The sequence below is a fragment of the Brevibacterium ihuae genome, assembly GCF_900184225.1.
In the GTDB taxonomy this organism is placed as follows: domain Bacteria; phylum Actinomycetota; class Actinomycetes; order Actinomycetales; family Brevibacteriaceae; genus Brevibacterium; species Brevibacterium ihuae.
This window is the reverse complement of sequence record NZ_FXWZ01000002.1, coordinates 766,206-789,545: the sequence shown is the minus strand read 5'-3', so window position 1 is coordinate 789,545 and position 23,340 is coordinate 766,206. Positions and strand designations below refer to the sequence as shown.

Below are 23,340 nucleotides of genomic sequence, written 5' to 3'. Positions count from 1 at the left end.
TGGAGCCGCGGACGCCGTCCCGTGACCGGGTCGGCCCGAGCGGCGGAGAGGACAGTGATGCGGATGGTGGCGCAGATGCTCGATGAGCGCCCGGTGCGCGCGAGGGACGGGGACGCCGTCCCCGCGGCGGGCGCGGGCGTATCATGGACGGTGATGACTGAATCGACATCCCCGACGGTGGACGAGACCGCAGCAGAGACCGAGGCCGAGCGCTCCGCGCGATTCGAGCGCGATGCGCTCGAGTACGTCAACCAGCTCTACGCGGCCGCCCTGCGGATGACCCGGAACCCAGCCGACGCCGAGGACCTCGTGCAGGAGGCGTACACGAAGGCCTATGCCGCCTTCCACCAGTACACCCCGGGCACGAATCTCAAGGCGTGGCTGTACCGCATCCTCACCAACACCTTCATCAACACGTACCGCAAGAAGCAGCGGCAGCCGCTCGAATCGAGCGGTGAGGACATCGAGGACTGGCAGATCCACCGCGCGGCCTCGCACACCTCGTCCGGCGGCCGCTCCGCCGAGCTCGAGGCGCTCGACCGGCTGCCCGACAGCGACGTCACCGATGCGCTGAGCCGGCTCCCGGAGGACTTCCGGATGGTCGTCTACTACGCCGACGTCGAAGGTCTGCCGTACAAGGAGATCGCCGAGGTCATGGACACCCCGATCGGAACGGTGATGTCGCGCCTGCACCGCGGGCGGCGCCAGCTGCGCGAGATGCTCTCCGACTACGCCGCCGACCGCGGATTCGGGAACCGGAAGGAGGCCGACGATGAGTGAGATGCAGAGCATGCCGGCCGGCGGACGCCCCGGCTCGGATCCGCGCCGCCGGGAGGACTGCTGCGCCTCGGGCCGGCAGGAGAGCCTGACCCGGATCTACCACTTCCTCGACGGCGAGCTGTCCGCACAGGAGATCGACGTCATCCGCGAGCACATCGACACGTGCCACGAGTGCCGGGAGGAGTACGCCGTCGAGGCGCTCCTCAAGGAGCTCGTCCGGCGGTCGTGCTGCAAGGACGCTGCGCCCGACGGCCTCAAGGAGCGCATCCGGGCCCGCATCGTCATGGAGCAGACGACGATCACCGTCCGCCGGGTCGACCGGGGCTGAGCACACACGCAGAGGGGCGGGGCCGGGGATCGAATTCCCGGCCCCCCCCCCCTGTCAGCGGCTCAGGCGNCCCCCGCGCAGGGGGGGGGGGCGGGGAATCGAATCCCCGGCCCCGCCCCTCTGTCAGCGTCTCAGGCGTTGGGACGCTTGCCGTGGTTGGCTCCGCGCTTCTTGCGATCGCGGCGCTTGCGGCCTCGCTTGCTCATGTCGTCACTCCTTCTTCTCGACCTGTCCATTCTTCCATACCTGTCCGATGCCGCCAAAGCTCCGCGGCGTCGCGGCCCGCGCGGGTCTCAGGCGAGCGGATCGGGCACGCCGAGCCAGTCGAACCAGCCGCGATGGAGGACGAGCCAGGCGAGGAGGCCGTACCCCTCCTGCGAGGGCAGGCCGCTGCCGGTGGAGGCGAGATCGCGGTGCCACGCCTCGTGCTCACGCAGCGGGGCGAAGGTGTCGACATAGGTGATCCCGCGGCGCAGTGCGACGTCGGCGAAGCCGGCGTTGAGCTCGGCGATCCGCCGGTTGCGGTCGGCGTCGATGCTCGGGGGAGGGCCGACGACGAACGTCTGGACCTCCGCGCCGAGCGCGGCATCGAGGACATTGGCGAGGTTGAGCCGGGAGCGGGCGGTCGAGATGCCCGCGTCGACGTCGTGGGGACCCGGGGCGAGCACGAGTCGGTTCCGGGTCTCCGACCCGAACCGGATCCGGGCCTCGGCCATGCCGCGCTGGCTCAGCCCGACCGAGTCCTCGTCGGCGGCGCCGAGCGCGTAGAACCGGGCGCCGGGCAGTGCGGGCAGGGTGCGCGCGGCGACGCGTCCGGTCCAGCCGAGGCAGCGCCCGTCGCCGTGGCCGGCGACGAGCTCGTCGCCGACCACCACGAGGGTCGTCATCCGATGCTGCGTCACCGGGCGAGGAGGCGGTCGACGAGGTCGGCCTGCTCGAGGTCATGGACCTTCTTGAGGCCGGTCGCCGGCGAGGCCGAGGCGACTCGCGACACGACGCGGATCTCGCGGCCGCCGAGCAGCGGGGCGAGGTTGAGCGCCATGAACGGCCAGGCACCCTGGTTCTCCGGCTCCTCCTGGGCCCAGACGATCTCGACGTCGTCGCCGTAGGGCGCGAGCGCCTCGGCGATGCTCTCCTCGTCGAGCGGGTAGAGCTGCTCGACGCGGACGAGCGCCGTCCGGGTGTCCTCGGACTTGTCGCGCTTGGCCTTGAGATCCCAGTAGAGCTTGCCGGACACGAGCACCACGCGGTCGACGCCCGCGGCGTCGACGGTGGTGTCCTTGATCACCGGTTCGAAGCGGCCTGCCGTGAAGTCCTCGACCTTCGTCGCCGCCGCCTTGAGGCGGAGCATCGACTTCGGGGTGAACACGACGAGCGGGCGCTTGCGCTCGGTGTGGGCGTGGCGGCGCAGCAGGTGGAAGTGCGAGGCGCCGTCGGACGGGTAGGCGACGGTCATGTTGTTCTCCGCGCACAGCTGGAGGAAGCGCTCGATCCGGGCCGAGGAGTGGTCCGGGCCCTGGCCCTCGTAGCCGTGCGGCAGGAGCAGGACCACACCGGAGGTCTGCGCCCACTTCTGCTCGGAGGAGGAGATGAACTCGTCGATGATCGACTGCGCACCCTGCATGAAGTCGCCGAACTGCGCCTCCCACAGGACGAGCGCGTCCTGCCGCTCGACCGCGTAGCCGTATTCGAAGCCCATCGCCGCGTACTCGCTCAGCAGCGAGTCGTAGACCCAGAACTTCGCCTGGTCGTCGGTGAGGTTCGACAGCGGCGTCCACTCGTTCCCGTTGTCGTGGTCGATGAGGACCGAGTGGCGCTGGGTGAACGTGCCGCGGCGGGAGTCCTGGCCGACGAGGCGGACCGGGATGCCCTCCATGAGGAGCGAGCCGAAGGCGAGGAGCTCGGCGAAGCCCCAGTCGATGCCGCCGGAGCGGGACATCTCCTGCCGCTTCTGGAGCAGGCTCTTGAGCTTCTTGTGCACGGCGAAGTCGTCGGGCACCTCGAGATGGGCGTCGCCCACCCGCTCGATGACCTTCTCGGGGACCGCGGTCTCGAAGGTGCTGTCGGCCTCGAGATCGGCCGGGCGCTCCGGGCGCGGGGGCAGCTTCGCGGCCTCCTTCGCCTGCTTCTCGGCCTCCTTGGTCTCGGCGAAGGCGGCCTCGAGCTTGGACTGGTAGTCCTTGAGCGCGTCCTTCGCCTCGTCCTCGGTGATGCACTTCCGGCCGACGAGCGACTCGGTGTAGACCTTGCGCACCGAGCCCTTGGACTCGATGAGCGAGTACATCACCGGCTGGGTCATCGACGGGTCGTCGCCCTCGTTGTGGCCGCGGCGGCGGTAGCACACGAGGTCGATGACGATGTCGCGGTTGAACTCCTCGCGGTACTCGAAGGCGAGCTGCGCCGCCCGGTACACGGCTTCGGGGTCGTCCCCGTTGACGTGGAGGATGGGTGCGCTGATCGTCTTCGCGATGTCGGTGCAGTAGTAGGACGAGCGGGCCGAGGCCGGCGGGGTGGTGAAGCCGACCTGGTTGTTGATGATGACGTGCACGGTGCCGCCGGTGCGGTAGCCGCGCAGCTCGGAGAGGTGCAGGGTCTCCGCGACGACGCCCTGGCCGGCGAAGGCCGCATCGCCGTGGACGAGCACCGGGAGCACGGTGAACCCGGCGTTGCCGGCATCGATCTTGTCCTGCTTGGCCCGGGTGATGCCCTCGAGAACCGGGTTGACGGTCTCGAGGTGGCTCGGGTTGGCGGCGACGTAGACCTTCGTCGTGCTGCCGTCGGGCGAGGTGTACGAGCCCTCCTGGCCGAGGTGGTACTTGACGTCGCCGGAGCCCTGGAAGCTGTCCGGGGACTGCGTGCCGTCGAATTCCCGGAACACCTGGGCGTAGCTCTTGCCCGCGATGTTCGTCAGCACGTTGAGGCGACCGCGGTGGGCCATGCCGATGGTGACCTCGTCCATCCCGGCGTCGGCGGCCTGGCTGAGGATCTTGTCGAGGAGCACGATGGCGGACTCGCCGCCCTCGAGGCTGAACCGCTTCTGGCCGATGTACTTCGTCTGCAGGAAGGTCTCGAACGCCTCCGCGGCGTTGAGGCGGCCGAGCACGTGGCCCTGCTCCTCACGGGTGAGCTCCTCGTGGGGCACCTCGAGCTTGCGCTGGAACCAGCGCCGCTGCTCGGGGTCGGCGATGTGCATGTACTCGATGCCGGTGGTGCGGCAGTACGAGTCGCGGAGCACGCCGAGGATCTTGCGCAGCGGCAGCAGCGGCTCGTCGCCGAAGCCGCCGGTGGGGAACTCCCGCTCGAGGTCCCACAGGGTGAGCCCGTGGTTGTTGATGTCGAGGTCGGGGTGGCTGCGCTGGCGGTACACGAGCGGATCGATGTTCGCCATGAGGTGACCGCGGTTGCGGTAGGCGTCGATGAGCTCGATGACCCGCGCGGTCTTGTTGACGTCGGTCTGATCGCCGGTGTCGAGGTCGGGTACCCAGCGGACCGGGGTGTACGGCAGGCGGAGCGACTCGAAGATCTCGTCGTAGAAGCCGTCCTCGCCGAGCAGGTACTCGTGGACGAGCTTGAGGAACTCGCCGGACCCGGCGCCCTGGATCACCCGGTGGTCGTAGGTCGACGTCAGGGTGAGGATCTTCGAGATCGCGAGCCGGTTGATCGTCTCCTGGCTCGCACCCTGGTACTCGGCGGGGTAGTTGAGCGCGCCGACGCCGATGATGCAGCCCTGTCCCTTCGTCAGGCGGGGCACGGAGTGGACCGTGCCGATGCCGCCGGGGTTGGTCAGGGACACCGTGGTGCCGGCGAAGTCGTCGGCGGCGAGCTTGCCGATCCGCGCGCGCTCGACGAGGTCGTCGTAGGCGTCGACGAACTGCTTGAACGTCAGCGTCTCGGCCTTCTTGACGTTCGGCACGAGGAGCGTGCGCGAGCCGTCCTTCTTGGGGACGTCGATCGCGAGGCCGAAGTTGATGTGCCCGGGGGACACCATGACCGGCTTGTCGTCCTGGACCTCGTAGTAGACGTTCTGGCTCGGGAAGGCCTTGAGTGCCCGGATCACCGCGAAGCCGATGATGTGGGTGAAGGACACCTTGCCGCCGCGCGTGCGCTTGAGGTGGGAGTTGATGACGATGCGGTTGTCGATGAGGGCCTTCGCCGGCAGCGAGCGGACCGAGGTCGCGGTCGGCACGGAGATCGACTGATCCATGTTCTCGGCGATGAGCTTGGCCGGGCCGCGGAGCTTGGTGACGACGTCCTCGACGTCCTCCTGCGGGGCGGCCTTCTCGCGCGTGCCGCTCGACCGCTGCTTCGAGGCCGCGGACTTCGACTCCGCCTTCGGGGTCTCCGACTCGTTGACCGAGGGGGTGACGCCCTTGTGCGAATCGAGCTTCTTCGCCGCGCCGGAGTCTGCGCCCTTCTCGCCCTTCTCCGCATTGCCGGTCTGCGCCTCGGCGGACGACTTCCGACCGCCCGCGGAGGAGGACTTCTTCGTCTCCGACCTCTTCGCCGCGGGCTCCTGCTGCGCGGACGTCTTCTCGCCGGCGCCGTTCGTGCCCGCCGCACCGGATCCGCTCTTCTCGTACTGCTCGAAGAACGGCCACCAGGACTCGTCCACGGAGTTCTTGTCTGACCTGTACTTCTCGTACAGCTCCTCGACCAGCCACTCGTTGGACCCGAAGTCCTCGACGCTGCGGTTGGGGGTGTTCACGGACACGGCGAGAATCGCCTTCTTCCTCATCTGGGGTATCGACGTCCTGCCAAGCCTACCGTGTAGTCCGCACAATTGCGCCTGCACAGTGGAGAATGGAGATATGCGCTTCATCACCGGAACCCCCGCCCATGACCTCACCTATTCGGACGCCTTCCTCGTCCCCAGCCGGTCGGACGTGTCCTCCCGGTTCGACGTCGATCTCGCCTCGTCCGACGGCACGGGGACGACGATCCCGATCGTCGCCGCGAACATGACCGCGGTGTCGGGCCGCCGGATGGCCGAGACCATGGCCCGGCGGGGCGGTCTCGCGGTGCTCCCGCAGGACACGCCGCTGCCGGTCGCCGCGCACACGATCGACTGGATCAAGGCCCGGCATCCCGTCTACGAGACCCCGGTGCGGGTCTCGCCCGACGACACGGTGCTCTCCGTCCTCCACCTCCTGCCCAAGCGGGCCCACGGCCACGCGGTCGTCGTCGACGACGACCTCCGGGTGCTCGGCACGGTGTCGCGCCCCTCGCTCGAGGGCGTCGACCGCTTCACCTCGGTCGGGGCGGTCATGGAGCCGCCGCTCGAACCGGTCGAGGCCTCCCAGCTCCACTCCGTCGAGCGGGCCGACCTCGCCGAGGTCTACGAGCGGATGAGCGAGGCGAGGCGCGACTTCGTGCCGGTCGTCGACTCCGGCGCGCTCGTCGGCGCGCTCACCGCCCAGTCGGTCCTCCGGGCTTCGATCTACACCCCGGCGCTCGACGCCCGGGGCCGCCTGCGGGTGGCGGCCGCGATCGGCGTCAACGCCGATGTCGCCAACCATGCCGCCGCGCTCGTCGAGGCGGGAGCCGACGTGCTCGTCATCGACACCGCCCACGGCCACCAGGAGAAGATGCTCGAGGCGCTGCGCATCGTCGACGGGCTCGACCTCGGGGTGCCGATCGTCGCGGGCAACGTCGTCACCGCGGCCGGGGTCGAGGATCTCGTCGACGCTGGGGCCGACATCGTCAAGGTCGGGGTCGGGCCCGGGGCCATGTGCACCACCCGGATGATGACCGCGGTGGGCCGTCCGCAGTTCTCCGCCGTCGCCGAGTGCGCCGCGGCAGCGCGGGCGCTCGGCGCGCACGTGTGGGCGGACGGGGGAGTGCGCTACCCCCGCGACGTCGCCCTCGCGCTCGCCGCCGGTGCCTCCCAGGTCATGGTCGGATCGTGGTTCGCCGGCACCTACGAGAGCCCCGGCGACCTCCTCGTCGACGCCTCCGGGCGACAGTACAAGGAGAGCTTCGGGATGGCCTCAGCGCGCGCGGTGGCGGCCCGGACGCGCACGGACTCGGCCTTCGACCGCGCTCGCAAGGGCCTGTTCGAGGAGGGGATCTCGAGCGGCCGGATGTTCGTCGATCCGGAGCGGCCGGGGATCGAGGACCTCCTCGACGAGATCACCTCGGGGGTGCGGTCCTCGTGCACCTACGCCGGTGCCCGCACCCTCGCGGAGTTCGCCGAGCGCGCGCTCGTCGGGACCCAGTCCGCCGCCGGCTACGAGGAGGGGCGCCCGCTCGACAAGAGCTGGTGAGGAACGCGGTCGGGCGTTCGCTATGATTCAGCGCATGACCAGTGACAGTCCCGGCCGGCCTCGCGCCGGCAGCCCCGCTCATCTCCCTCCCACTGCACCGCATCCGCGTCGACGACCGTTCCGTCCGCTGCACGAGGGGGACCGTCACTGAGATGGAATGGCTCCTCCTCGCCCTCGCACTGCTCCTCATCCTCGGCACCGGCGTCTTCGTCGCGGCCGAGTTCTCCCTCCTCGCCCTCGACAAGCACACCGTCGACCAGGCGCTCGAACGGGGTGATCGCGGGTCGACCTTCATCAAGAAGGGGATGACCCAGCTCTCCACCCAGCTGTCGGCCGCCCAGGTCGGCATCACCCTGACCACCCTGCTCACCGGCTATCTCATGGAGCCCTCGCTGGGCGTTCTGCTGAGCCCGGTGTTCGAGTCGTTCGGGATGTCCGGCGGCGCCGCATCGACGACGAGCATCATCCTCGCGCTGCTGATCTCGACCTTCCTGTCGATGATCATCGGCGAGCTCGTGCCGAAGAACATGGCGATCTCCGCTCCGCTCGTCACCGGCAGGATCGCGGTGCCGCTCCAGTACGTCTTCTCGGTGATCTTCCGGCCCGTCATCGCCGTGCTCAACGGCACCGCGAACCGGGCGCTCCTCGCGATGGGCATCGAGCCCCAGGAGGAGGGCACCGCAGGACGCTCCCCGGAGGAGCTCACCGCCCTCGTGCGCCACTCCGCCCAGGAGGGCACGATGGCCGAGCAGACCGCCGACCTCGTCACCCGCACCCTGAGCTTCTCCGAGCGCATGGCCGAGGACGTCATGACCCCGCGCACGAGCATGGTGAGCGTCAATCGCGACACCACCGCGGCGGAGATCGTCGAGATCGCCCGCCGCACCGGCTACTCGCGGTTCCCCGTGGTCGGGGACTCGCGCGACGACATCGTCGGCATGGTCCACGTCAAGCAGGCCGTGGCCGTCCCGCTGGCCAACCGCGCCGACGCGTACGCCGCCGGTCTCATGTCCGAGGTCACCGAGGTCCCGGAGACCATGCCGCTCGACCCGCTGCTCATGGAGCTGCGGCTGCACGGCACCCAGATGGCCCTCGTCGTCGACGAGTACGGCGGCACCGCCGGCGTCGTCACCCTCGAGGACGTCGTCGAGGAGCTCGTCGGCGAGGTCGTCGACGAGCACGACCGGCTGCGCGTGAGCGTGCGCCCGGCGCGGGACGGCACGTGGATCGTGCCGGGCCGGATGCGCCCGGACGAGGTCAGCGGCGCCATCGGCATCGAGGTGCCGCAGGACCCCGACTACGAGACCATGGCCGGCTACGTCATGCTCACCCTCGGGCGGATCCCCGAGGAGGGCGACGCGGTGCGCCTGCCCGACGCCCGTCTCGTCGTCGAGCGCATGCACGGCCGCCGGGTCGAACGGCTGCGCCTGACCCCGGACTACGTCACGACCCGGCTCGGGGGTGCGTCATGAGCGACTGGATGGGACTCGTGTGGCTCGTCGTGCTGCTGGCCGCCAACGCCTTCTTCGTCGGCGCTGAGTTCGCCGTCGTGGCCGCCAAGCGCTCGCAGATGGAACCGCGGGCGGCGGAGGGCTCCAAGGCGGCGAAGACCGCCCTCTACGCGATGGAGCACGTCTCCATCATGCTCGCGATCTGTCAGCTCGGCATCACCGTGTGCTCGCTGCTCATCGGCAACTTCTCCAAGCCCGCGATCCATCATCTGCTCGCCGGGCCGCTCGCGTTCCTCGGCATCCCGGTGGCGATGGCCGACGTCATCGCCTTCGTCCTCGCGCTCGCGGTGGTGACCTATCTCCATGTCGTGCTCGGCGAGATGATCCCCAAGAACATCTCGCTCGCGGCCTCACAGCAGGCGGCGATGCTCCTCGCGCCGCCGCTCGTGTTCCTCGCGAAGATCTTCGGGTTCGTCATCCGGCCGCTCAACGCGCTCGCGAACCTCATCCTCCGCGCGATGGGCATCGAGCCGCGTGACGAGGTCAACGCCGCGTACACCGTCGAAGAGGTGCAGTCGATCGTCGTCGAGTCGCAGCGCGAGGGGCTGCTGAGCGACGACACCGGTCTGCTCAAGGGAGCGCTCGAATTCTCCGACAAGTCGATCGGGGACGTCATGGTGCCGATCGACCGGGTCGTGACCCTGCCCGCCGGGGCGACCCCGGAGGACATCGAGCGGCTCGTCGCCCGCACCGGCTTCTCCCGCTACGTCCTCCTCGACGCCGACGGCGAGCCGACGAGCTACATCCACATCAAGGACGTGCTCTACGCGGACGAGCCCGGCGAGTACACGACCGAGATCCCCGCGAAGCGATTCCGGTCGCTCGTCACGCTCACCGCGAGCGACGAGATCGAGGAGTCGCTCGGGGCGATGCAGGACGCCGGCAACCACGTGGGCCGGGTGCTCGACGCCGAAGGCAGGACCAGCGGCGTGCTGTTCCTCGAGGACGTGCTCGAGGAGCTCGTCGGCGAGGTCCACGACGCCATGCAGCGGGTGCCGCGCTCGCACCGCTGACGGCGGTCGGTGCGCCGGCGGGAGTGTTCCGTCGGCGCACCGCCGGAGTCGGCAGGCCGTCGACGCGCCGGAATCACAGTGATACGCAGAATGTGACAAATCGGTCACGACCCGCGTCATTCCGGCGATCGGCGGGGGTCGACGGGGGTGTCGAAGGCCCCTACCGGTCAGAAGGATCACAGGATTGTGTCATTCCGTGATTTTCTCGTTATAGTGTTGTGACAAACCTGGCACACGGTCGGATCTTCCCCTCCACGCAGCCGTGTGCGGATGCAGCCCTGTGCTCGAGCATCAGTGAATATGCAGTCGTCAGTTTGGAGTTGTGGAGTGGGTCAGGAAACCACCGCGCCGGTTCTCGTCCGTCGTCGCGATCTGCGCAAGCAGGAAGAGGCGGCCCGCCGGGCGCAGCGGAAGCCCCCCTTCCGCAGGCCCGTAGTCGCGAGCCCGGTGCAGTCGGTCGCCGCGCACGTCGAGCGCCGCTCGACCGGCACGGTCGGCGCCCGCGCCATCGCCACCCGCGGCTCCGACGGCAGCGCCGTCCGCGCGCTCAAGCGCCGTCGCGTCGCCACGGTCACTGCGATGGCCTCCGTGTCCGTCGCCGGCACCGCGATCGCCGGAGTCCTGCTCAGCTCGAACAGCCCTGACACCGAGGTCGCCGCTCAGGAGATCAGCACCGATGCGCTCCAGGCGATCGGGGCGGAGACGGTCGACTCCGACGTCACCGCCGGTGAGGGCGATCAGACCGCCGGCCAGGCCGATGTCTATGCCGGAGGAGTGCCGAGCACCGAGGATCGCAAGGCGGAGGCCGCCTCCCGTTCCGTCACCCGCACCGTCCTCCCCGGCTGCTCCGGCGAGGCGCCGTCCGGCGAAGCCTCGAACGGGCAGATCCCGGACGAGTGGCTGTGCGAGCTCGGCATCGGCGGCCACAGGCTCCGCGCCGACGCCGCGGTGTCCTTCGCGGAGATGAACGCCGCGTTCAAGGCCGACACCGGCAAGGACATGGCCATCACCGACTCCTACCGCACGCTCGAGTCGCAGGTCTCGGTGGCCGGCCGCAAGCCCGGCCTCGCCGCCCGCCCCGGCACCTCGCTGCACGGCTGGGGCATCGCCCTCGACTTCGGCGGCGGCGCGGCCACCGCCTCGGGCGAGCAGTACGAGTGGCTCGTGAAGAACGCCGGCAAGTACGGCTGGGAGAACCCGGACTGGGCGAAGTCGAGCAAGTACGAGCCGTGGCACTGGGAGTACGTCCCGGCCCGGCAGTCGATCCGCGGCGCCTGAGCCCGGTCCCGACACCGACCGGCGTCGCGTCGGTCACATTCGCGCACTCGGTGCTCGGACTCCGTGACGGAGTGTTAGTATTGTCGAGTCGCCCGCCCGCGTAGCTCAGTGGATAGAGCGTCTGCCTCCGGAGCAGAAGGTCGTAGGTTCGAATCCTGTCGCGGGCACCATTCGCCCCACATCGCATTCTCCCGCGGTTCCTGAGAACGGAACCGCGGGATTCTGCATTCTCGGGCGCGATCCGCGATCCGCGCTCGCCTCAGACGAGGCCGGGGTGTGCGCGCTCGACGGCGATCGCCACTCCCACGCGCGTGTCCACCGCGAGCTTGGGCATGACCCGACCGAGGTGCACCTTGACCGTGGCCTCGGAGACGTAGAGGCGCTCGGCGATCATCCGGTTCGTCAGCCCCGCAGCGACGAGCTCGGCGACCTGCCGCTCCCGTTCGGTGAGCGAGTCGAACAGCCGCCGGGCGGTGTGCTGGGCCCCGAACCGGCCGGAGGAGCCGAAGCGCCGGACGAGGTGGAGAGTCGAGCGCGGGGACAGGATCGCGTCACCGGTGACGACGGTGCGGATCGCGGTGACGAGATCCTCCGGAGCGGTGTCCTTGAGGAGGAAGCCCACCGCGCCGGCCTCGAGAGCGCGGAAGACCGAGTCCTCGGTGTCGAAGCTCGTGAGCACGACGACCTGCGGCGCCCGCACGGAGTCGACGAGAGCGGCGGTGGCGTCGATGCCGTTCATCCCCGGCATCCGGATGTCCATGACGACGACGTCGGGGAAGTGGGCGGCGGCGCGGTCGATCGCCTCCGCGCCGTCCGCGGCCTCGGCGACGACGTCGAGATCGGGCGCCTGCTCGAGGATCGCCCGGATCCCGGCGCGTGCGTAGGGATCGTCGTCGACGACGAGGATCCTCGTGGGTGCGGGTCCGGCGCTCACGTCTCGAATATAGGTCACCGTGCCGGGCCGGTGGGGCCGGCGTCCTCCGGCCACGGCAGCGTCGCATCGACGACGAAGACGCCCTCGGACTCCCCGATCCATGACGTGCCGCCGAGGATGCGGATGCGTTCGCGGATCCCGGCGATGCCCGAGCCGGTGCCCGTCCGCCCCAGCGGTGTCCCCGGGGTGTGCGGCAGCGGGTTCGTGACGCGGATCCGGATCCCGGTGCCGGGAGCGCCGTCGACGTAGAGGGACACCGGTGCTCCGGGAGCGTGCTTGAGCGCATTGGTGAGCGACTCCTGCACGATCCGGTAGACGCTGCGATCGAGCACCGGCGGTGCCGACTCCGTGCGGTCGAGCAGGATGACGGCGTCGACGGTCGTCCCGCCCTCCCGCAGGGAGCGCACGAGTCGGGGGAGTGCGCGCAGCGAGGCGGTCGACGGGGGAGCGGCGGCCACCTGCGCCCGGGACCCGCCCGTGCGCAGGTCTCCGAGGAGTCCGCGGAGGTCCTCGAGCGAGGCGTGGGCCTGTCCGCGGAGCACCCGGGCGGCGTGTGCGAGGGCGGGATCCGAGGAGTGGGTCGCGGTCTCGAGCGCGCCGGATTGGAGGGAGATCACCGAGAGGCGGTGCGCGAGCGCATCGTGGATCTCATGGGCGAGCCGATCGCGCTCCGACTGGCGGGCGAGCTCGTCGGCGAGGTCGGCGTTCTCCCGGTGCGCGGCCGCGATCCGGGTGCGTCCGACAACCGCTTCGCGGCGACTCCGGACGAGGAGCGCGAGGCCGGCAGTCGCCCCGGCGGAGATCAGGGCGATGACGACCACGACGATCGCGATCCCGACCCGGACCTCGATCGAATCCGGAGTGCTCGTGATCCCCAGCAGCCAGCCCATCGCGGTGGAATCGGGGGCGCGGAGGGCGTCGCGCACGGCGGCGATGCAGACGACCGCGGCGCCGGTGATCCCCGCGGCGAGGGCGGGCCGCCGCTCCCACCGGATGAGGGCGTGGAACACCCCGATGAGCACGAGCCAGTAGTCCATGCCCGCGAGGGTGATCACGGTGCCGGCCGCGATCACGACGAGCGGGAAGCGGCGCCGGAGCAGGACGGTGGTCCACAGGAGGGCCGCAAGCAGCGCGATGACGACGCCGATGTCGGTGATCACCAGCGGACCGGAGGTCGCTCCGGGCACCCCGGTGACGGCGAGCATCGCGAATGTCGTCCCGAGGACCCAGAGCGCGATGTCCCAGAGCACCCGGAGGACCGTGTGCGCGCACCGCATGGCAAGGCTTCTCACGGTTCCACCGTAGGACGGGGCACGGACACGGGGATCAGCCGATCGGCTCGCCGGGTCGAGCCGATCGGCTGATCCGCGGGAGGGCGGGCCGGGACGACGATGGGGTGCGCAGGCCCGGCATCCGTCGGCCCGATCCACGTCCAGCGAAGGAGCTCCCATGTCACAGCCGCCGCCCTATCCGCACGATCCCCGGCAGACGCCGGGGCAGCCTGCCGGGGCCGGTCCCGGACCGCAGGGGCCGCCGGCCGCGCCGTACGGGCATCCGATGCCGCCCGGCGCTCAGGCGTCACCCTCGTGGCAGGCTCCGCACCCGTCCGGCCCGGGCGGGTATCCGTCCGGCCCCCACGACTACGGCCCACAGGGCCCGCAGGGCTACGGGCCGTCCGGGCCGCAGGGGAAGCCGAAGCGGAAGTCGGTCCTCAAGCGCTGGTGGTTCTGGGTGCTCGTCGTCGTATTCCTCGCGATCGTCGGGAGCTGTGCCGGGACCGGGGGCGGCGACACCGACCCGGGGACCGCCGCGCCGGACGGCGGCGGTGAGGCCGCCGACCCGGGCGCGCCGGTCGACGACGGCGCCGAGGACCCGGCGGAGGGCGAAGCCGACGAGGCGCCCCCGGCGGAGGAGGAGAAGTCGGCCGCCGTCGGCGAGGCGGTGGCGAGCGGCGACTTCGAGGTCACCGTCACCGACGTCGAGACCGGGGTCGCCTCGGTCGGCGACGACCTGTTCGGGGCCGAGGCGCAGGGACAGTTCATCGTCGTGAGCATGGAGGTGACGAACATCGGCGACTCCCCGGTGACGTTCTTCTCCAGCGATGTCGAGCTCACCGATGACGAGGCGCGGACCTACAGCGCCGACGACGCCTCCGCGATCTACGTCGAGGACAGCAACTCGTTCCTCGAGGAGATCAATCCGGGCAACACCGTCGACGGGATCGTCCTGTTCGATGTGCCGGAGGGGGTCGAGCCGAGCACGCTGGTCTTCCGCGGAGGCCTGTTCGACGAGCCGATCGAGATCGCGCTGGGCTGATCGCGCTCCGGGGCGCGGCACCGGGGCCCCGGCGACCGGGGCCCCGGATCGGTCGACGGCGGCCCGTCCGCTCCCGCGATCAGCGGAGCGGCCGGAGTCGCCGCACCCGAGTCGCACCCGGCGTCCCGCGGGTAATACTCTGGGACGGTGACTCCAGAAGAACTCAAGACGACGATCAGCTCCGTCATCGCCGATCTCAACGCGGAGGGCCTCGGGATCGAGGAGCCCGCGACCATCGTGGTCGAGCGGCCGAAGAACCGCGACCACGGCGATTGGGCCTCGAACATCGCGCTGCAGACGGCGAAGAAGGCCGGTCTCGCCCCGCGCGACCTGGCGGAGCGGATCGCCGCCGGGCTGCGCGCCGACCCGGGCATCGACGCCGTCGACGTCGCCGGACCCGGATTCCTCAACATCACGCTCGCGGCCGAGGCCGCCGGCCGCCTCGCCGCCGACATCGTCGCGGCGGGCAGCGCCTACGGCACCGGCGACGCGCTCGCCGGGCACGTCGTCAACATGGAGTTCGTGTCCGCCAACCCCACCGGGCCCCTCCATCTCGGCCACACCCGCTGGGCCGCTCTCGGCGATGCGATCGCCCGCGTGCTGCGCGCCGCCGGTGCCGAGGTCGCCTCCGAGTACTACATCAACGACGCCGGCTCCCAGATGGACACCTTCGCGAACTCCGTCCTCGCCCGGATGCACGGCCGCGAGGTGCCGGAGGGCGGCTACCCCGGCCAGTACGTCGCCGACATCGCCGAGGCGATCCGCGCCGAGCGTCCGGAGCTCGCCGAGGAGTCCGAGGACCGCGCGCGCGCCGAGGTCCGCGACCGCGCCTATGCGCTGCAGATGGCCGACATCCGCAGCACGCTCGCGGACTTCGGGGTCCGCTTCGACGTGTGGTTCTCCGAGCAGGAGCTCCATTCGACCGGGGCGATCGAGAAGGCCGTGGACCGCCTGCGCGAGCAGGGCCACGTCTACGAGGACGGCGGCGCGGTCTGGCTGCGCACGAGCACCTTCGGCGACGACAAGGACCGGGTGCTCATCCGGGCTGACGGCCAGCCGACGTACTTCGCCGCCGACGCCGCGTACTACCTCGACAAGAAGGATCGCGGCTTCACCGAGAAGATCTACCTCCTCGGCGCCGATCACCACGGCTACATCGGGCGCCTCAAGGCGATCGCCGCCGCCGCCGGCGACGACCCCGAGTTCAACATCGAGGTCCTCATCGGCCAGCTCATCAAGATCAACGGCGCCAAGCTCTCGAAGCGCGCCGGGAACATCATCGAGCTGCGCGACCTCATCGACTGGCTCGGCGCCGACGCGGTGCGCTACTCGCTCGCCCGCACCCCGGCCGACTCGCCGCTCACCCTCGATCCCGAGGTGCTCCGGAGCGCGAGCAACGACAACCCGGTGTACTACGTCCAGTACGCCCACGCGCGCGCCCGGAGCATCGAGCGCAACGCCGTCGCCGCGGGCATCACCGCCGAGGCCTTCGATCCCGGGACCCTCACCGACGGCACGGAGACGGTCCTCCTCGCCGCGCTCGCCGACTACCCGCGGGTGGTCGCGCAGGCCGCGGAGCTGCGCGAGCCGCACCGCATCGCCCGGTACCTCGAAAGCCTCGCCGGGCTGTTCCACAAGTGGTACGACGCGTGCCGCGTGACCCCGCGCGCCGACGAGGAGATCACCCCCGTGCACGCCTCGCGCCTCGTGCTCGACCGGGCGACCGCGACCGTCCTGTCCAACGGACTCGAGCTGCTCGGCGTGAGCGCGCCTGAGAGGATGTAGGCGTGCCCGCTCATATCGCCGGCAGCCTCCACGCCGCGCCCTCGCCCGTCTGGCTGCCCTATCCCGACGACGTCAACGCCCTTATGCCGAGCCTGTGGTCGGCGAACGTCACCAAGGGCGACGACGGCGTGCTCCGGATCGCCGGGCACCCGGTGACCGCGCTCGCCGAGCAGTACGGGACCCCGATGTACGTCCTCGACGTCGCCGACTTCCGCGCCCGCGCCGCGGAGTTCGCGCGGGCCTTCTCCACGGCGTTCGAGCGCGTCGGACCCGGGGCGCGCGGCTACTACGCCGGCAAGGCGTTCCTCTGCACCGCCGCAGCCGGCTGGATCGCCGAGGCCGACCTCGGGCTCGACTGCTGCTCGCTCGGCGAGCTCATGATCGCCCGCCGGGCCGGGTTCGATCCCGCGCTCGTCGGCCTCCACGGCAACAACAAATCCGATGCCGAGATCGCATTCGCCCTCGACTGGGGGATCGGCCGCATCGTCATCGACTCCTTCGACGAGATCCCGCGCGTCGCGGCGGCGGCCGCCGACCGGGGCACCACCGCGCGCGTCATGCTCCGCGTCACCGTCGGGGTCGAGGCGCACACGCACGACTTCATCGCCACCGCCCACGAGGACCAGAAGTTCGGCCTCAGCCTGCAGGGCGGGGACGCCGCCGCGGCGGCCGCGCAGATCATCGACGCGCCGTCGCTCGAGCTCATCGGCCTCCACAGCCACATCGGCTCGCAGATCTTCGACAAGGCCGGGTTCGAGGTGGCCGCCGGTCGGATCATCGGCCTGCGGGCGGAGATCGAGCGCACCCACGGGGTCTCCCTGCCCGAGGTCGACCTCGGCGGGGGCTTCGGCATCCAGTACACCTCGCAGGACACCCCGACCCCGTTCGGCGAGATCGCCGAGCAGCTCGCGGACGTCGTCGGGAAGGCCTGTGCCGAGCACGGCAGCGAGGTGCCCTTCGTGTCGTTCGAGCCGGGCCGCGCGATCGCGGGGCCGGCGATGTTCACCCTCTACCGCGTCGGCACCGTCAAGCCGGTCGACACCGGCAGCGGCGTGCGCTGCTACGTCAGCGTCGACGGCGGGATGAGCGACAACATCCGCACCGCTCTCTACGACGCGGACTACTCGTGCACCCTGGCCAACCGCACCTCGCCCGAGGACCCGGTGGTCGTGCGGGTCGTCGGCAAGCACTGCGAGAGCGGGGACATCATCGTCCGCGACGAGTACCTGCCGGCCGACATCGCCGCCGGCGACCTCGTGGCGGTGCCCGGCACCGGCGCGTACTGCCGGCCGCTCGCCTCGAACTACAACCACGTGCCGCGCCCGGGCGTGCTCGCCGTCGACGGCGAGGACGTCCGCTGGGCGATCCGGCCCGAGAGCTACCAGGACATGTTCGCCACGGATCCGGGGTTCGCCCCGGTCCACGAGAACGGAGAATGAGAACCCCATGAAGTCACTGCGCGTCGCCATGCTCGGATGCGGTGTCGTCGGCACCGAGGTCGCCCGCCGGATCCTCGAGAACGGGGACGATCTCGCCCAGCGCATCGGAGCCCGCCTCGAGCTCACCGGGGTCGCGGTCCGCGACTCCGCCAAGGAGCGCCCCGGCATCCCCGCGGACCTGCTCACCACCGACGCGCAGGCCGCGATCGACGGTGCCGACATCGTCATCGAGCTCATGGGAGGGATCGATCCCGCACGCGAGCTCATCCTCACCGCCCTCGGGTCCGGCGCCTCGGTCGTCACCGCGAACAAGGCCCTCCTCGCCGCCTCCTACGGCGAGCTCATGCAGGCAGCGGACGCCGCCGAGGTGCGCCTCGAGCACGAGGCCGCCGTCGCCGGGGCGATCCCGATCATCCGCCCGGTCGGCGACTCCCTCGCGGGCGATCGGATCACCCGCGTCATGGGCATCGTCAACGGCACGACGAACTACATCCTCGATCAGATGGACTCCGAGGGCTGGGACTTCGACACTGCGCTCCGCACCGCGCAGGCGCTCGGGTTCGCCGAGGCCGACCCGACGGCCGACGTCGGCGGCCACGACGCCGCCGCCAAGGCCGCGATCCTCGCCGCGATCGCCTTCCACACCCCGGTCACCATCGACGACGTCGACGTCGAGGGCATCACCGGCGTCACCGCCGACATGATCGAGACCGCCCGCGCGCAGGGATTCACCATCAAGCTCCTCGCGATCTGCGAGGAGCTCGCGGACTCGCCCGAGGGTCCGGGCGTGTCCGCCCGCGTGTACCCCGCGCTGCTCCCGCGCGACCACGTGCTGTCCGGCGTCGGCGGGGCGTTCAACGCGGTCTTCGTCGAGGCCGAGGCCGCCGGCGAGCTGATGTTCTACGGCCAGGGAGCCGGCGGGGCGCCGACCGCCTCGGCGGTGCTCGGCGACGTCGTGTCCGTCGCCCGGCGCAAGGTGCTCGGCGGACGCGGCCAGTACGAGCGCGCGGTCACCGCCCGCCGCGCGGTGCTGCCGATCTCCGCGATCACCACCCGCTACCAGATCACGCTCGACGTGTTCGACCGCCCGGGCGTGCTCTCCCGCGTCACCGAGGTGTTCGCCGAGGAGCAGGTCTCGATCGAGCTCGTGCAGCAGACCCAGGTCGAGGGCGAGCCGGAGGGCACCGAGCAGCGCGCCAAGCTCGTCATCGCGACCCACTCCGGCACCGACGCCGCACTGCGGCGCACCGTCGACCGGCTCGCCGAGCTCGATGTCGTCAACGCCGTGTCCTCGGTGCTGCGCATCGAAGGCCACTGAGACCGCCGACCCGCCGCACCCGGCACCCCGCAGGAAGGAATCCCATGAACGTTCGTCACCGCCACCAGTGGCAGGGAGTCATCGAGGAGTACCGCCCGCACCTCGACATCGCCGACACCACCGCCGCCGTCACCCTGGGCGAGGGCGGGACGCCGCTCATCCCCGCCGCCGGACTGTCGGAGCGCACCGGAGCCGAGGTGTGGGTCAAGTACGAGGGGATGAACCCGACCGGCTCCTTCAAGGACCGCGGGATGACGATGGCGATCTCCAAGGCCGTCGAGTACGGGGCCAAGGCCGTGATCTGCGCGTCGACCGGCAACACCTCTGCCTCGGCCGCGGCCTATGCGACGAAGGCGGGGCTGACCTGCGCGGTGCTCGTCCCCGCCGGCAAGATCTCGGTGGGCAAGATGAGCCAGGCGGTCGCCCACGGCGCCGAGCTGCTCGAGATCGACGGGAACTTCGACGACTGCCTCACGCTGTGCCGCAAGCTCTCCGAGGCCTACCCGGTGCACCTCGTCAACTCGGTGAATCCCGACCGGATCGAGGGGCAGAAGACCGCCTCCTTCGAGGTCGTCGACCGACTGGGGAAGGCACCGGACATCCACATCCTGCCGGTCGGCAACGCCGGCAACATCACCGCGTACTGGAAGGGCTACCGCGAGTACGCGGAGGCGGGCCTGTCGGACTCGCGCCCGCAGATGTGGGGCTTCCAGGCCGCGGGCGCCGCCCCGCTCGTGCTCGGTCATCCGGTCGACGCCCCGGAGACCGTCGCCACCGCGATCCGGATCGGCAACCCGGCGTCCTGGGAGCAGGCGATCGAGGCCCGCGACGAGTCCGGCGGCATCATCGACGCGGTGACCGACGACGAGATCCTCGCCGCGCACCGGCTGCTGTCCTCGACCGAGGGGATCTTCGTCGAGCCCGGTTCCGCCGCGTCGATCGCCGGACTCCTCAAGCAGTCCGACGCCGGCAGGGTGCCGGCCGGGGCGACGATCGTGTGCACCGTCACCGGTCACGGGCTCAAGGATCCGCAGTGGGCGATCCGCACCGCCGACGGCTCCTCGCTCGAGCCCACCCGCGTGTCCGTCGACGCGGTGTCCGCCGCCCGCGCGCTCGGTCTCGAGGAGGGTTGATGCCCACCGGCACACCCGTCGACCGGACCGTCTCCGATACCGTCGCCCCGGCCGGCCTCGACGTGCTCGTCGAGGTGCCGGCGACCTCGGCGAACCTCGGAGCCGGATACGACAGCTTCGGCATGGCGCTCGACATCCGCGACGCCGTCCGCGCCCGGGTCTCCGCCGAGGCGGTGGACCCCGCCGCCTGCGTGACGGTGATCGGGGAGGGCGCCGACGACCTGCCCCGCGATGCTTCGCACCTCGCGCACCGGGTGGCGAGCGAGATCCTCGCCGCCCGCGGCATCGACCTCGCCGGCCGGCTCTCGCTCGAGTGCCGGAACGTCATCCCGCAGTCGCGGGGGATGGGCTCCTCGGCCTCGGCCGTGGTCGCGGGGATCGCCGTCGCCGACGCGCTCGCCCGCGCGGCCGGGCTGCCGGGGGAGACCGCGGCGAACCGGCTCGCCTGGGCGACCCGCTACGAGGGGCACCCGGACAACGCGGCGCCCGCGCTCTTCGGCGGCGTGTCGATCAGCTTCACCGACCTCGGCGGCGCGGCGCGCTCGGTGTCCCTGCCGGTGGCCGACGACGTGCGCGTCGTCCTCGTCGTGCCGGACACCCGACTCGACACGGCTGTCGCCCGGGCCCTGCTGCCCGAGGTGGTTCCCCACGCCGAGGCCGCGGCGAACTCGGCGGTGGCGGGCCTCTTCGTGCACGCGATCTCCACCGACCCGAGCCTGCTCCTCGAGGCGACGGTCGACCGCCTCCACCAGAACTACCGGCGACCCGCGATGAGTGCCTCGCTCGAGCGGATCGATGCGCTCCGGGCGGCCGGCCTCGCGGCGGTCGTGTCCGGTGCGGGTCCGACGATCGCGGTGCTCGGGACCGGTGCCGACCTCGGTGCGCGCGTGCGGGCGGAGCTCGGCGGCGACGACGCGCGGATCATCGACACCCGGATCGCGCCGATGGGTGCGGTGACGACGGTCGACGGCGCCGTCTGAGCGCCTCTCGGGGCGGCGGGTCGGATTCGCGCTCGGGAACGACGAAGTGTAGGCTGGAGGCGTTCCCACACGAGAACGCGTGAGCTGTCGGATCCGCTCGGATCGGCACCGTCACCGAATCGGATTCGCTGGGAACATTCTTCGTACCGCGTCTGAGTTCTTCAGGGTACTCCACTACAGAGCACGCACTCTCATGCGTGCCGTCCATCGCTGCAGGATCCACGATCTTTCTTCGCTGCAGCCGAACGAGGGAGAAGGAACCTTCGTGACAGAGACCACGAACACCGAAACCGCCGCCCGCTCGGGAAGCCTCACCGCCCTGCGGCTGCCCCAGCTCCAGGAGATGGCGGCGGGTCTCGGTATCAAGGGATACCGCCGCCTCCGCAAGAGCGACCTCATCGAGGCCATCAACGCCGCCGGCAGCGGCGCCCAGGGCTCGGCTCCGGCTCCCGCCCGCCGGTCTGCCGGCCGCGGACGTGCCGCCGATGCACCCGCCGCCGAATCCGCTCCCGCCGCACCCGCCCAGGGAGATGCCGCGGAGAAGTCGGACGAGGCCCAGCAGCGCTCGCGCCGCGGACGCGGTGCCGGCGAGCAGCAGGCCGCCGAGGCGCCTGCCGCCGAGCAGCAGCGCCGGGACGACCGGGAGCCCGGTTCGGGATCCGAGTCGCAGGAGCGCGGCGGACGCGGGGGAGACCGCGCCGAGAACCGGAACGACAACCGCGGCAACGATCGGAAGGATCGCGGCGGCAACGACAACCGCAACGACCGGAACGACAACAACCGCGACCGGAACGACAGCCGGAGCGAGCGCGGCGGCGACAACCGCGGCGACCGGAACGATCGCGGCAACGGCAACGGCGACGATCGCAACGATCGCGGCGACAACGACCGTAACGACCGGGGCGGCAACGACAACCGAGACCGGAACGAGAACCGGAACGACCGCAGCAACGGCAATGACCGCAATGATCGCGGCGGCCGGGGACGCGACCGCGGCGACAACCGGAACGACCGCGACGGCGACCGCCGCGGCCGCAACCGCGGGCGCGACCGCAAGCGCCGCGGCCGCAACGACTTCGACGAGCCGGAGCTCCGGCCCGACGACGTGCTCATCCCCGTCGGCGGCATCCTCGACGTCCACGACAACTACGCGTTCCTCCGCACCACCGGCTACCTCCCCGGCCCCAACGACGTGTACGTCTCGGCGAACATGGTCAAGCGGAACGGCCTGCGCAAGGGCGACGCGATCGTCGGCGCGATCCGCCAGTCCCGCGAGGGCGAGCGCTCCGGCAAGCGCGAGAAGTTCGATGCGCTCGTGCGCCTCGACTCCGTCAACGGGCTGAGCGTCGAGGACGCGAAGCGTCGCGTCGAGTTCTCCAAGCTCACCCCGCTCTACCCGCAGGAGCGCCTGCGGATGGAGACCACCTCGAAGCAGATCTCCGGCCGCATCATCGACCTCGTGTCGCCGATCGGCAAGGGACAGCGCGGACTCATCGTCGCACCGCCCAAGGCGGGCAAGACGATGATCATGCAGCAGATCGCGAATGCGATCACGGCGAACAACCCCTCCGTGCACCTCATGGTCGTCCTCGTCGACGAGCGTCCCGAGGAGGTCACCGACATGGAGCGCGCGGTCCAGGGCGAGGTCATCGCCTCGACCTTCGACCGTCCGGCCGACGATCACACGACGATCGCCGAGCTCGCGATCGAGCGGGCCAAGCGCCTCGTCGAGATGGGCCAGGACGTCGTCGTGCTCCTCGACAACATCACCCGCCTCGGACGCGCCTACAACCTCGCCCAGCCGGCCTCCGGACGCATCCTGTCCGGCGGCGTCGACGCGAATGCGCTCTACCCGCCCAAGAAGTTCTTCGGCGCGGCGCGCAACATCGAGGGCGGCGGTTCGCTCACCATCCTCGCGACCGCGCTCGTCGAGACCGGCTCGCGGATGGACGAGGTGATCTTCGAGGAGTTCAAGGGCACCGGCAACATGGAGCTGCGCCTGAGCCGCAACCTCGCGGACAAGCGCATCTACCCGGCCGTGGACGTCAACTCCTCCGGCACCCGCCGCGAGGAGAACCTCATGAGCCCCGAGGAGACCAAGGTCATGTGGAAGCTGCGGCGGGTGCTCTCCGGCCTCGAGCAGCAGCAGGCCCTCGAGCTCCTGCTCTCCAAGCTCAAGGAGACCGGCTCGAACGCGGAGTTCCTCATGCAGGTGCAGAAGACCACTCCGCTGCCGAAGTCCGCCGCCGACGAGTACTGATC

18 protein-coding genes and 1 tRNA gene are annotated in these 23,340 nt (G+C 70.8%); 14 read left to right on the top strand and 5 right to left on the bottom strand.

All coding sequences use genetic code 11. The annotated features are described in order from the left end of the window. Window positions 1-153 precede the first annotated feature (153 nt). Window positions 154-780: a sigma-70 family RNA polymerase sigma factor gene (locus C1A17_RS03675; protein ID WP_101651543.1), complete on the top strand. Its 627-nt coding sequence runs from the start codon at window positions 154-156 to the stop codon at window positions 778-780. Next, the gene (gene rsrA, locus C1A17_RS03670; protein ID WP_245873412.1) at window positions 773-1,108 is read left to right on the top strand and encodes a mycothiol system anti-sigma-R factor; all 336 of its coding nucleotides are present in this window, start codon (window positions 773-775) and stop codon (window positions 1,106-1,108) included. The genes C1A17_RS03675 and rsrA overlap by 8 nt, the downstream gene beginning before the upstream one ends. A 131-nt stretch (window positions 1,109-1,239) precedes the next feature. Here rsrA and C1A17_RS14780 read toward each other — a convergent pair whose 3' ends face one another. The 3 genes from C1A17_RS14780 to C1A17_RS03655 all read right to left on the bottom strand — a co-directional run bounded on the left by C1A17_RS14780 (window position 1,240) and on the right by C1A17_RS03655 (window position 5,819). After that, on the bottom strand, window positions 1,240-1,314 hold the full coding sequence (locus C1A17_RS14780; RefSeq protein ID WP_101651539.1) for a 50S ribosomal protein bL37: 75 nt from the start codon (window positions 1,312-1,314) through the stop codon (window positions 1,240-1,242). Window positions 1,315-1,401: 87 nt separating this feature from the next. Continuing rightward, entirely contained in the window at window positions 1,402-1,995 is a 594-nt protein-coding gene (locus C1A17_RS03660) for a GDSL-type esterase/lipase family protein (protein ID WP_101650810.1), read from the bottom strand. 11 nt (window positions 1,996-2,006) lie between these two features. Next, entirely contained in the window at window positions 2,007-5,819 is a 3,813-nt protein-coding gene (locus C1A17_RS03655; protein WP_245873411.1) for a multifunctional oxoglutarate decarboxylase/oxoglutarate dehydrogenase thiamine pyrophosphate-binding subunit/dihydrolipoyllysine-residue succinyltransferase subunit, read from the bottom strand. A gap of 97 nt (window positions 5,820-5,916) precedes the next feature. Here C1A17_RS03655 and guaB1 point away from each other — a divergent pair, with 97 nt between their 5' ends. From guaB1 to C1A17_RS03630, 5 genes are all read left to right on the top strand, one after another. Next, the gene (gene guaB1, locus C1A17_RS03650) at window positions 5,917-7,371 is read left to right on the top strand and encodes a GMP reductase (RefSeq protein ID WP_101650806.1); all 1,455 of its coding nucleotides are present in this window, start codon (window positions 5,917-5,919) and stop codon (window positions 7,369-7,371) included. A gap of 152 nt (window positions 7,372-7,523) precedes the next feature. Beyond that, window positions 7,524-8,843 (top strand): hemolysin family protein, encoded by a 1,320-nt coding sequence (locus C1A17_RS03645; RefSeq protein WP_101651537.1) that lies wholly within the window; start codon window positions 7,524-7,526, stop codon window positions 8,841-8,843. Further along, window positions 8,840-9,895: a hemolysin family protein gene (locus C1A17_RS03640; RefSeq protein WP_101650804.1), complete on the top strand. Its 1,056-nt coding sequence runs from the start codon at window positions 8,840-8,842 to the stop codon at window positions 9,893-9,895. Before C1A17_RS03645 ends, C1A17_RS03640 begins: the two co-directional genes overlap by 4 nt. Window positions 9,896-10,222: 327 nt before the next feature. After that, window positions 10,223-11,173 (top strand): M15 family metallopeptidase, encoded by a 951-nt coding sequence (locus C1A17_RS03635; RefSeq protein WP_245873410.1) that lies wholly within the window; start codon window positions 10,223-10,225, stop codon window positions 11,171-11,173. Window positions 11,174-11,267: 94 nt separating this feature from the next. After that, window positions 11,268-11,343: transfer RNA gene (locus tag C1A17_RS03630), tRNA-Arg, on the top strand. A gap of 89 nt (window positions 11,344-11,432) precedes the next feature. On the opposite strand, the gene C1A17_RS03625 is transcribed toward C1A17_RS03630, so the two are convergent. Together C1A17_RS03625 and C1A17_RS03620 are read right to left on the bottom strand one after the other, a co-directional pair. Next, entirely contained in the window at window positions 11,433-12,107 is a 675-nt protein-coding gene (locus C1A17_RS03625; protein WP_245873409.1) for a response regulator, read from the bottom strand. A 14-nt stretch (window positions 12,108-12,121) separates the two neighbouring features. Then, window positions 12,122-13,384 carry a sensor histidine kinase gene (locus C1A17_RS03620; RefSeq protein ID WP_180953199.1) on the bottom strand — a complete coding sequence of 421 codons (1,263 nt, stop codon included), beginning with the start codon at window positions 13,382-13,384 and terminating at the stop codon, window positions 12,122-12,124. A gap of 172 nt (window positions 13,385-13,556) precedes the next feature. Between C1A17_RS03620 and C1A17_RS03615 the strand changes: the two genes are divergently transcribed. From C1A17_RS03615 to rho, 7 genes are all read left to right on the top strand, one after another. Further along, window positions 13,557-14,423 (top strand): DUF4352 domain-containing protein, encoded by an 867-nt coding sequence (locus C1A17_RS03615; protein WP_245873408.1) that lies wholly within the window; start codon window positions 13,557-13,559, stop codon window positions 14,421-14,423. A gap of 147 nt (window positions 14,424-14,570) precedes the next feature. Continuing rightward, on the top strand, window positions 14,571-16,208 hold the full coding sequence (gene argS, locus C1A17_RS03610) for an arginine--tRNA ligase (RefSeq protein ID WP_101650793.1): 1,638 nt from the start codon (window positions 14,571-14,573) through the stop codon (window positions 16,206-16,208). Between the two features lie 2 nt (window positions 16,209-16,210). Further along, window positions 16,211-17,647, top strand: a complete 1,437-nt coding sequence (gene lysA, locus C1A17_RS03605) for a diaminopimelate decarboxylase (RefSeq protein WP_101650791.1) — start codon at window positions 16,211-16,213, stop codon at window positions 17,645-17,647. 7 nt (window positions 17,648-17,654) lie between these two features. Beyond that, window positions 17,655-18,965, top strand: coding sequence for a homoserine dehydrogenase (locus tag C1A17_RS03600; RefSeq protein WP_101650789.1), 1,311 nt, complete (start codon window positions 17,655-17,657; stop codon window positions 18,963-18,965). 44 nt (window positions 18,966-19,009) lie between these two features. Continuing rightward, the gene (thrC, locus tag C1A17_RS03595; protein ID WP_101650788.1) at window positions 19,010-20,098 is read left to right on the top strand and encodes a threonine synthase; all 1,089 of its coding nucleotides are present in this window, start codon (window positions 19,010-19,012) and stop codon (window positions 20,096-20,098) included. Next, entirely contained in the window at window positions 20,098-21,078 is a 981-nt protein-coding gene (gene thrB / locus C1A17_RS03590) for a homoserine kinase (protein ID WP_101650786.1), read from the top strand. Before thrC ends, thrB begins: the two co-directional genes overlap by 1 nt. A gap of 265 nt (window positions 21,079-21,343) precedes the next feature. Then, window positions 21,344-23,338: a transcription termination factor Rho gene (gene rho / locus C1A17_RS03585; protein WP_245873407.1), complete on the top strand. Its 1,995-nt coding sequence runs from the start codon at window positions 21,344-21,346 to the stop codon at window positions 23,336-23,338. Window positions 23,339-23,340 lie beyond the last annotated feature (2 nt).

Excerpts from the sequence above, each read along its gene's own strand:
- rsrA (WP_245873412.1), top strand. The coding sequence starts at position 773 with ATGAGTGAGATGCAGAGCATGCCGGCCGGCGGACGCCCCGGCTCGGAT.
- C1A17_RS03645 (WP_101651537.1), top strand. The coding sequence starts at position 7,524 with ATGGAATGGCTCCTCCTCGCCCTCGCACTGCTCCTCATCCTCGGCACC.
- C1A17_RS03640 (WP_101650804.1), top strand. The coding sequence starts at position 8,840 with ATGAGCGACTGGATGGGACTCGTGTGGCTCGTCGTGCTGCTGGCCGCC.
- C1A17_RS03660 (WP_101650810.1), bottom strand. The coding sequence starts at position 1,995 with ATGACGACCCTCGTGGTGGTCGGCGACGAGCTCGTCGCCGGCCACGGC.
- C1A17_RS03620 (WP_180953199.1), bottom strand. The coding sequence starts at position 13,384 with ATGCGGTGCGCGCACACGGTCCTCCGGGTGCTCTGGGACATCGCGCTC.
- C1A17_RS03675 (WP_101651543.1), top strand. The coding sequence starts at position 154 with ATGACTGAATCGACATCCCCGACGGTGGACGAGACCGCAGCAGAGACC.
- guaB1 (WP_101650806.1), top strand. The coding sequence starts at position 5,917 with ATGCGCTTCATCACCGGAACCCCCGCCCATGACCTCACCTATTCGGAC.
- thrC (WP_101650788.1), top strand. The coding sequence starts at position 19,010 with ATGAACGTTCGTCACCGCCACCAGTGGCAGGGAGTCATCGAGGAGTAC.
- C1A17_RS03600 (WP_101650789.1), top strand. The coding sequence starts at position 17,655 with ATGAAGTCACTGCGCGTCGCCATGCTCGGATGCGGTGTCGTCGGCACC.
- thrB (WP_101650786.1), top strand. The coding sequence starts at position 20,098 with ATGCCCACCGGCACACCCGTCGACCGGACCGTCTCCGATACCGTCGCC.
- C1A17_RS03615 (WP_245873408.1), top strand. The coding sequence starts at position 13,557 with ATGTCACAGCCGCCGCCCTATCCGCACGATCCCCGGCAGACGCCGGGG.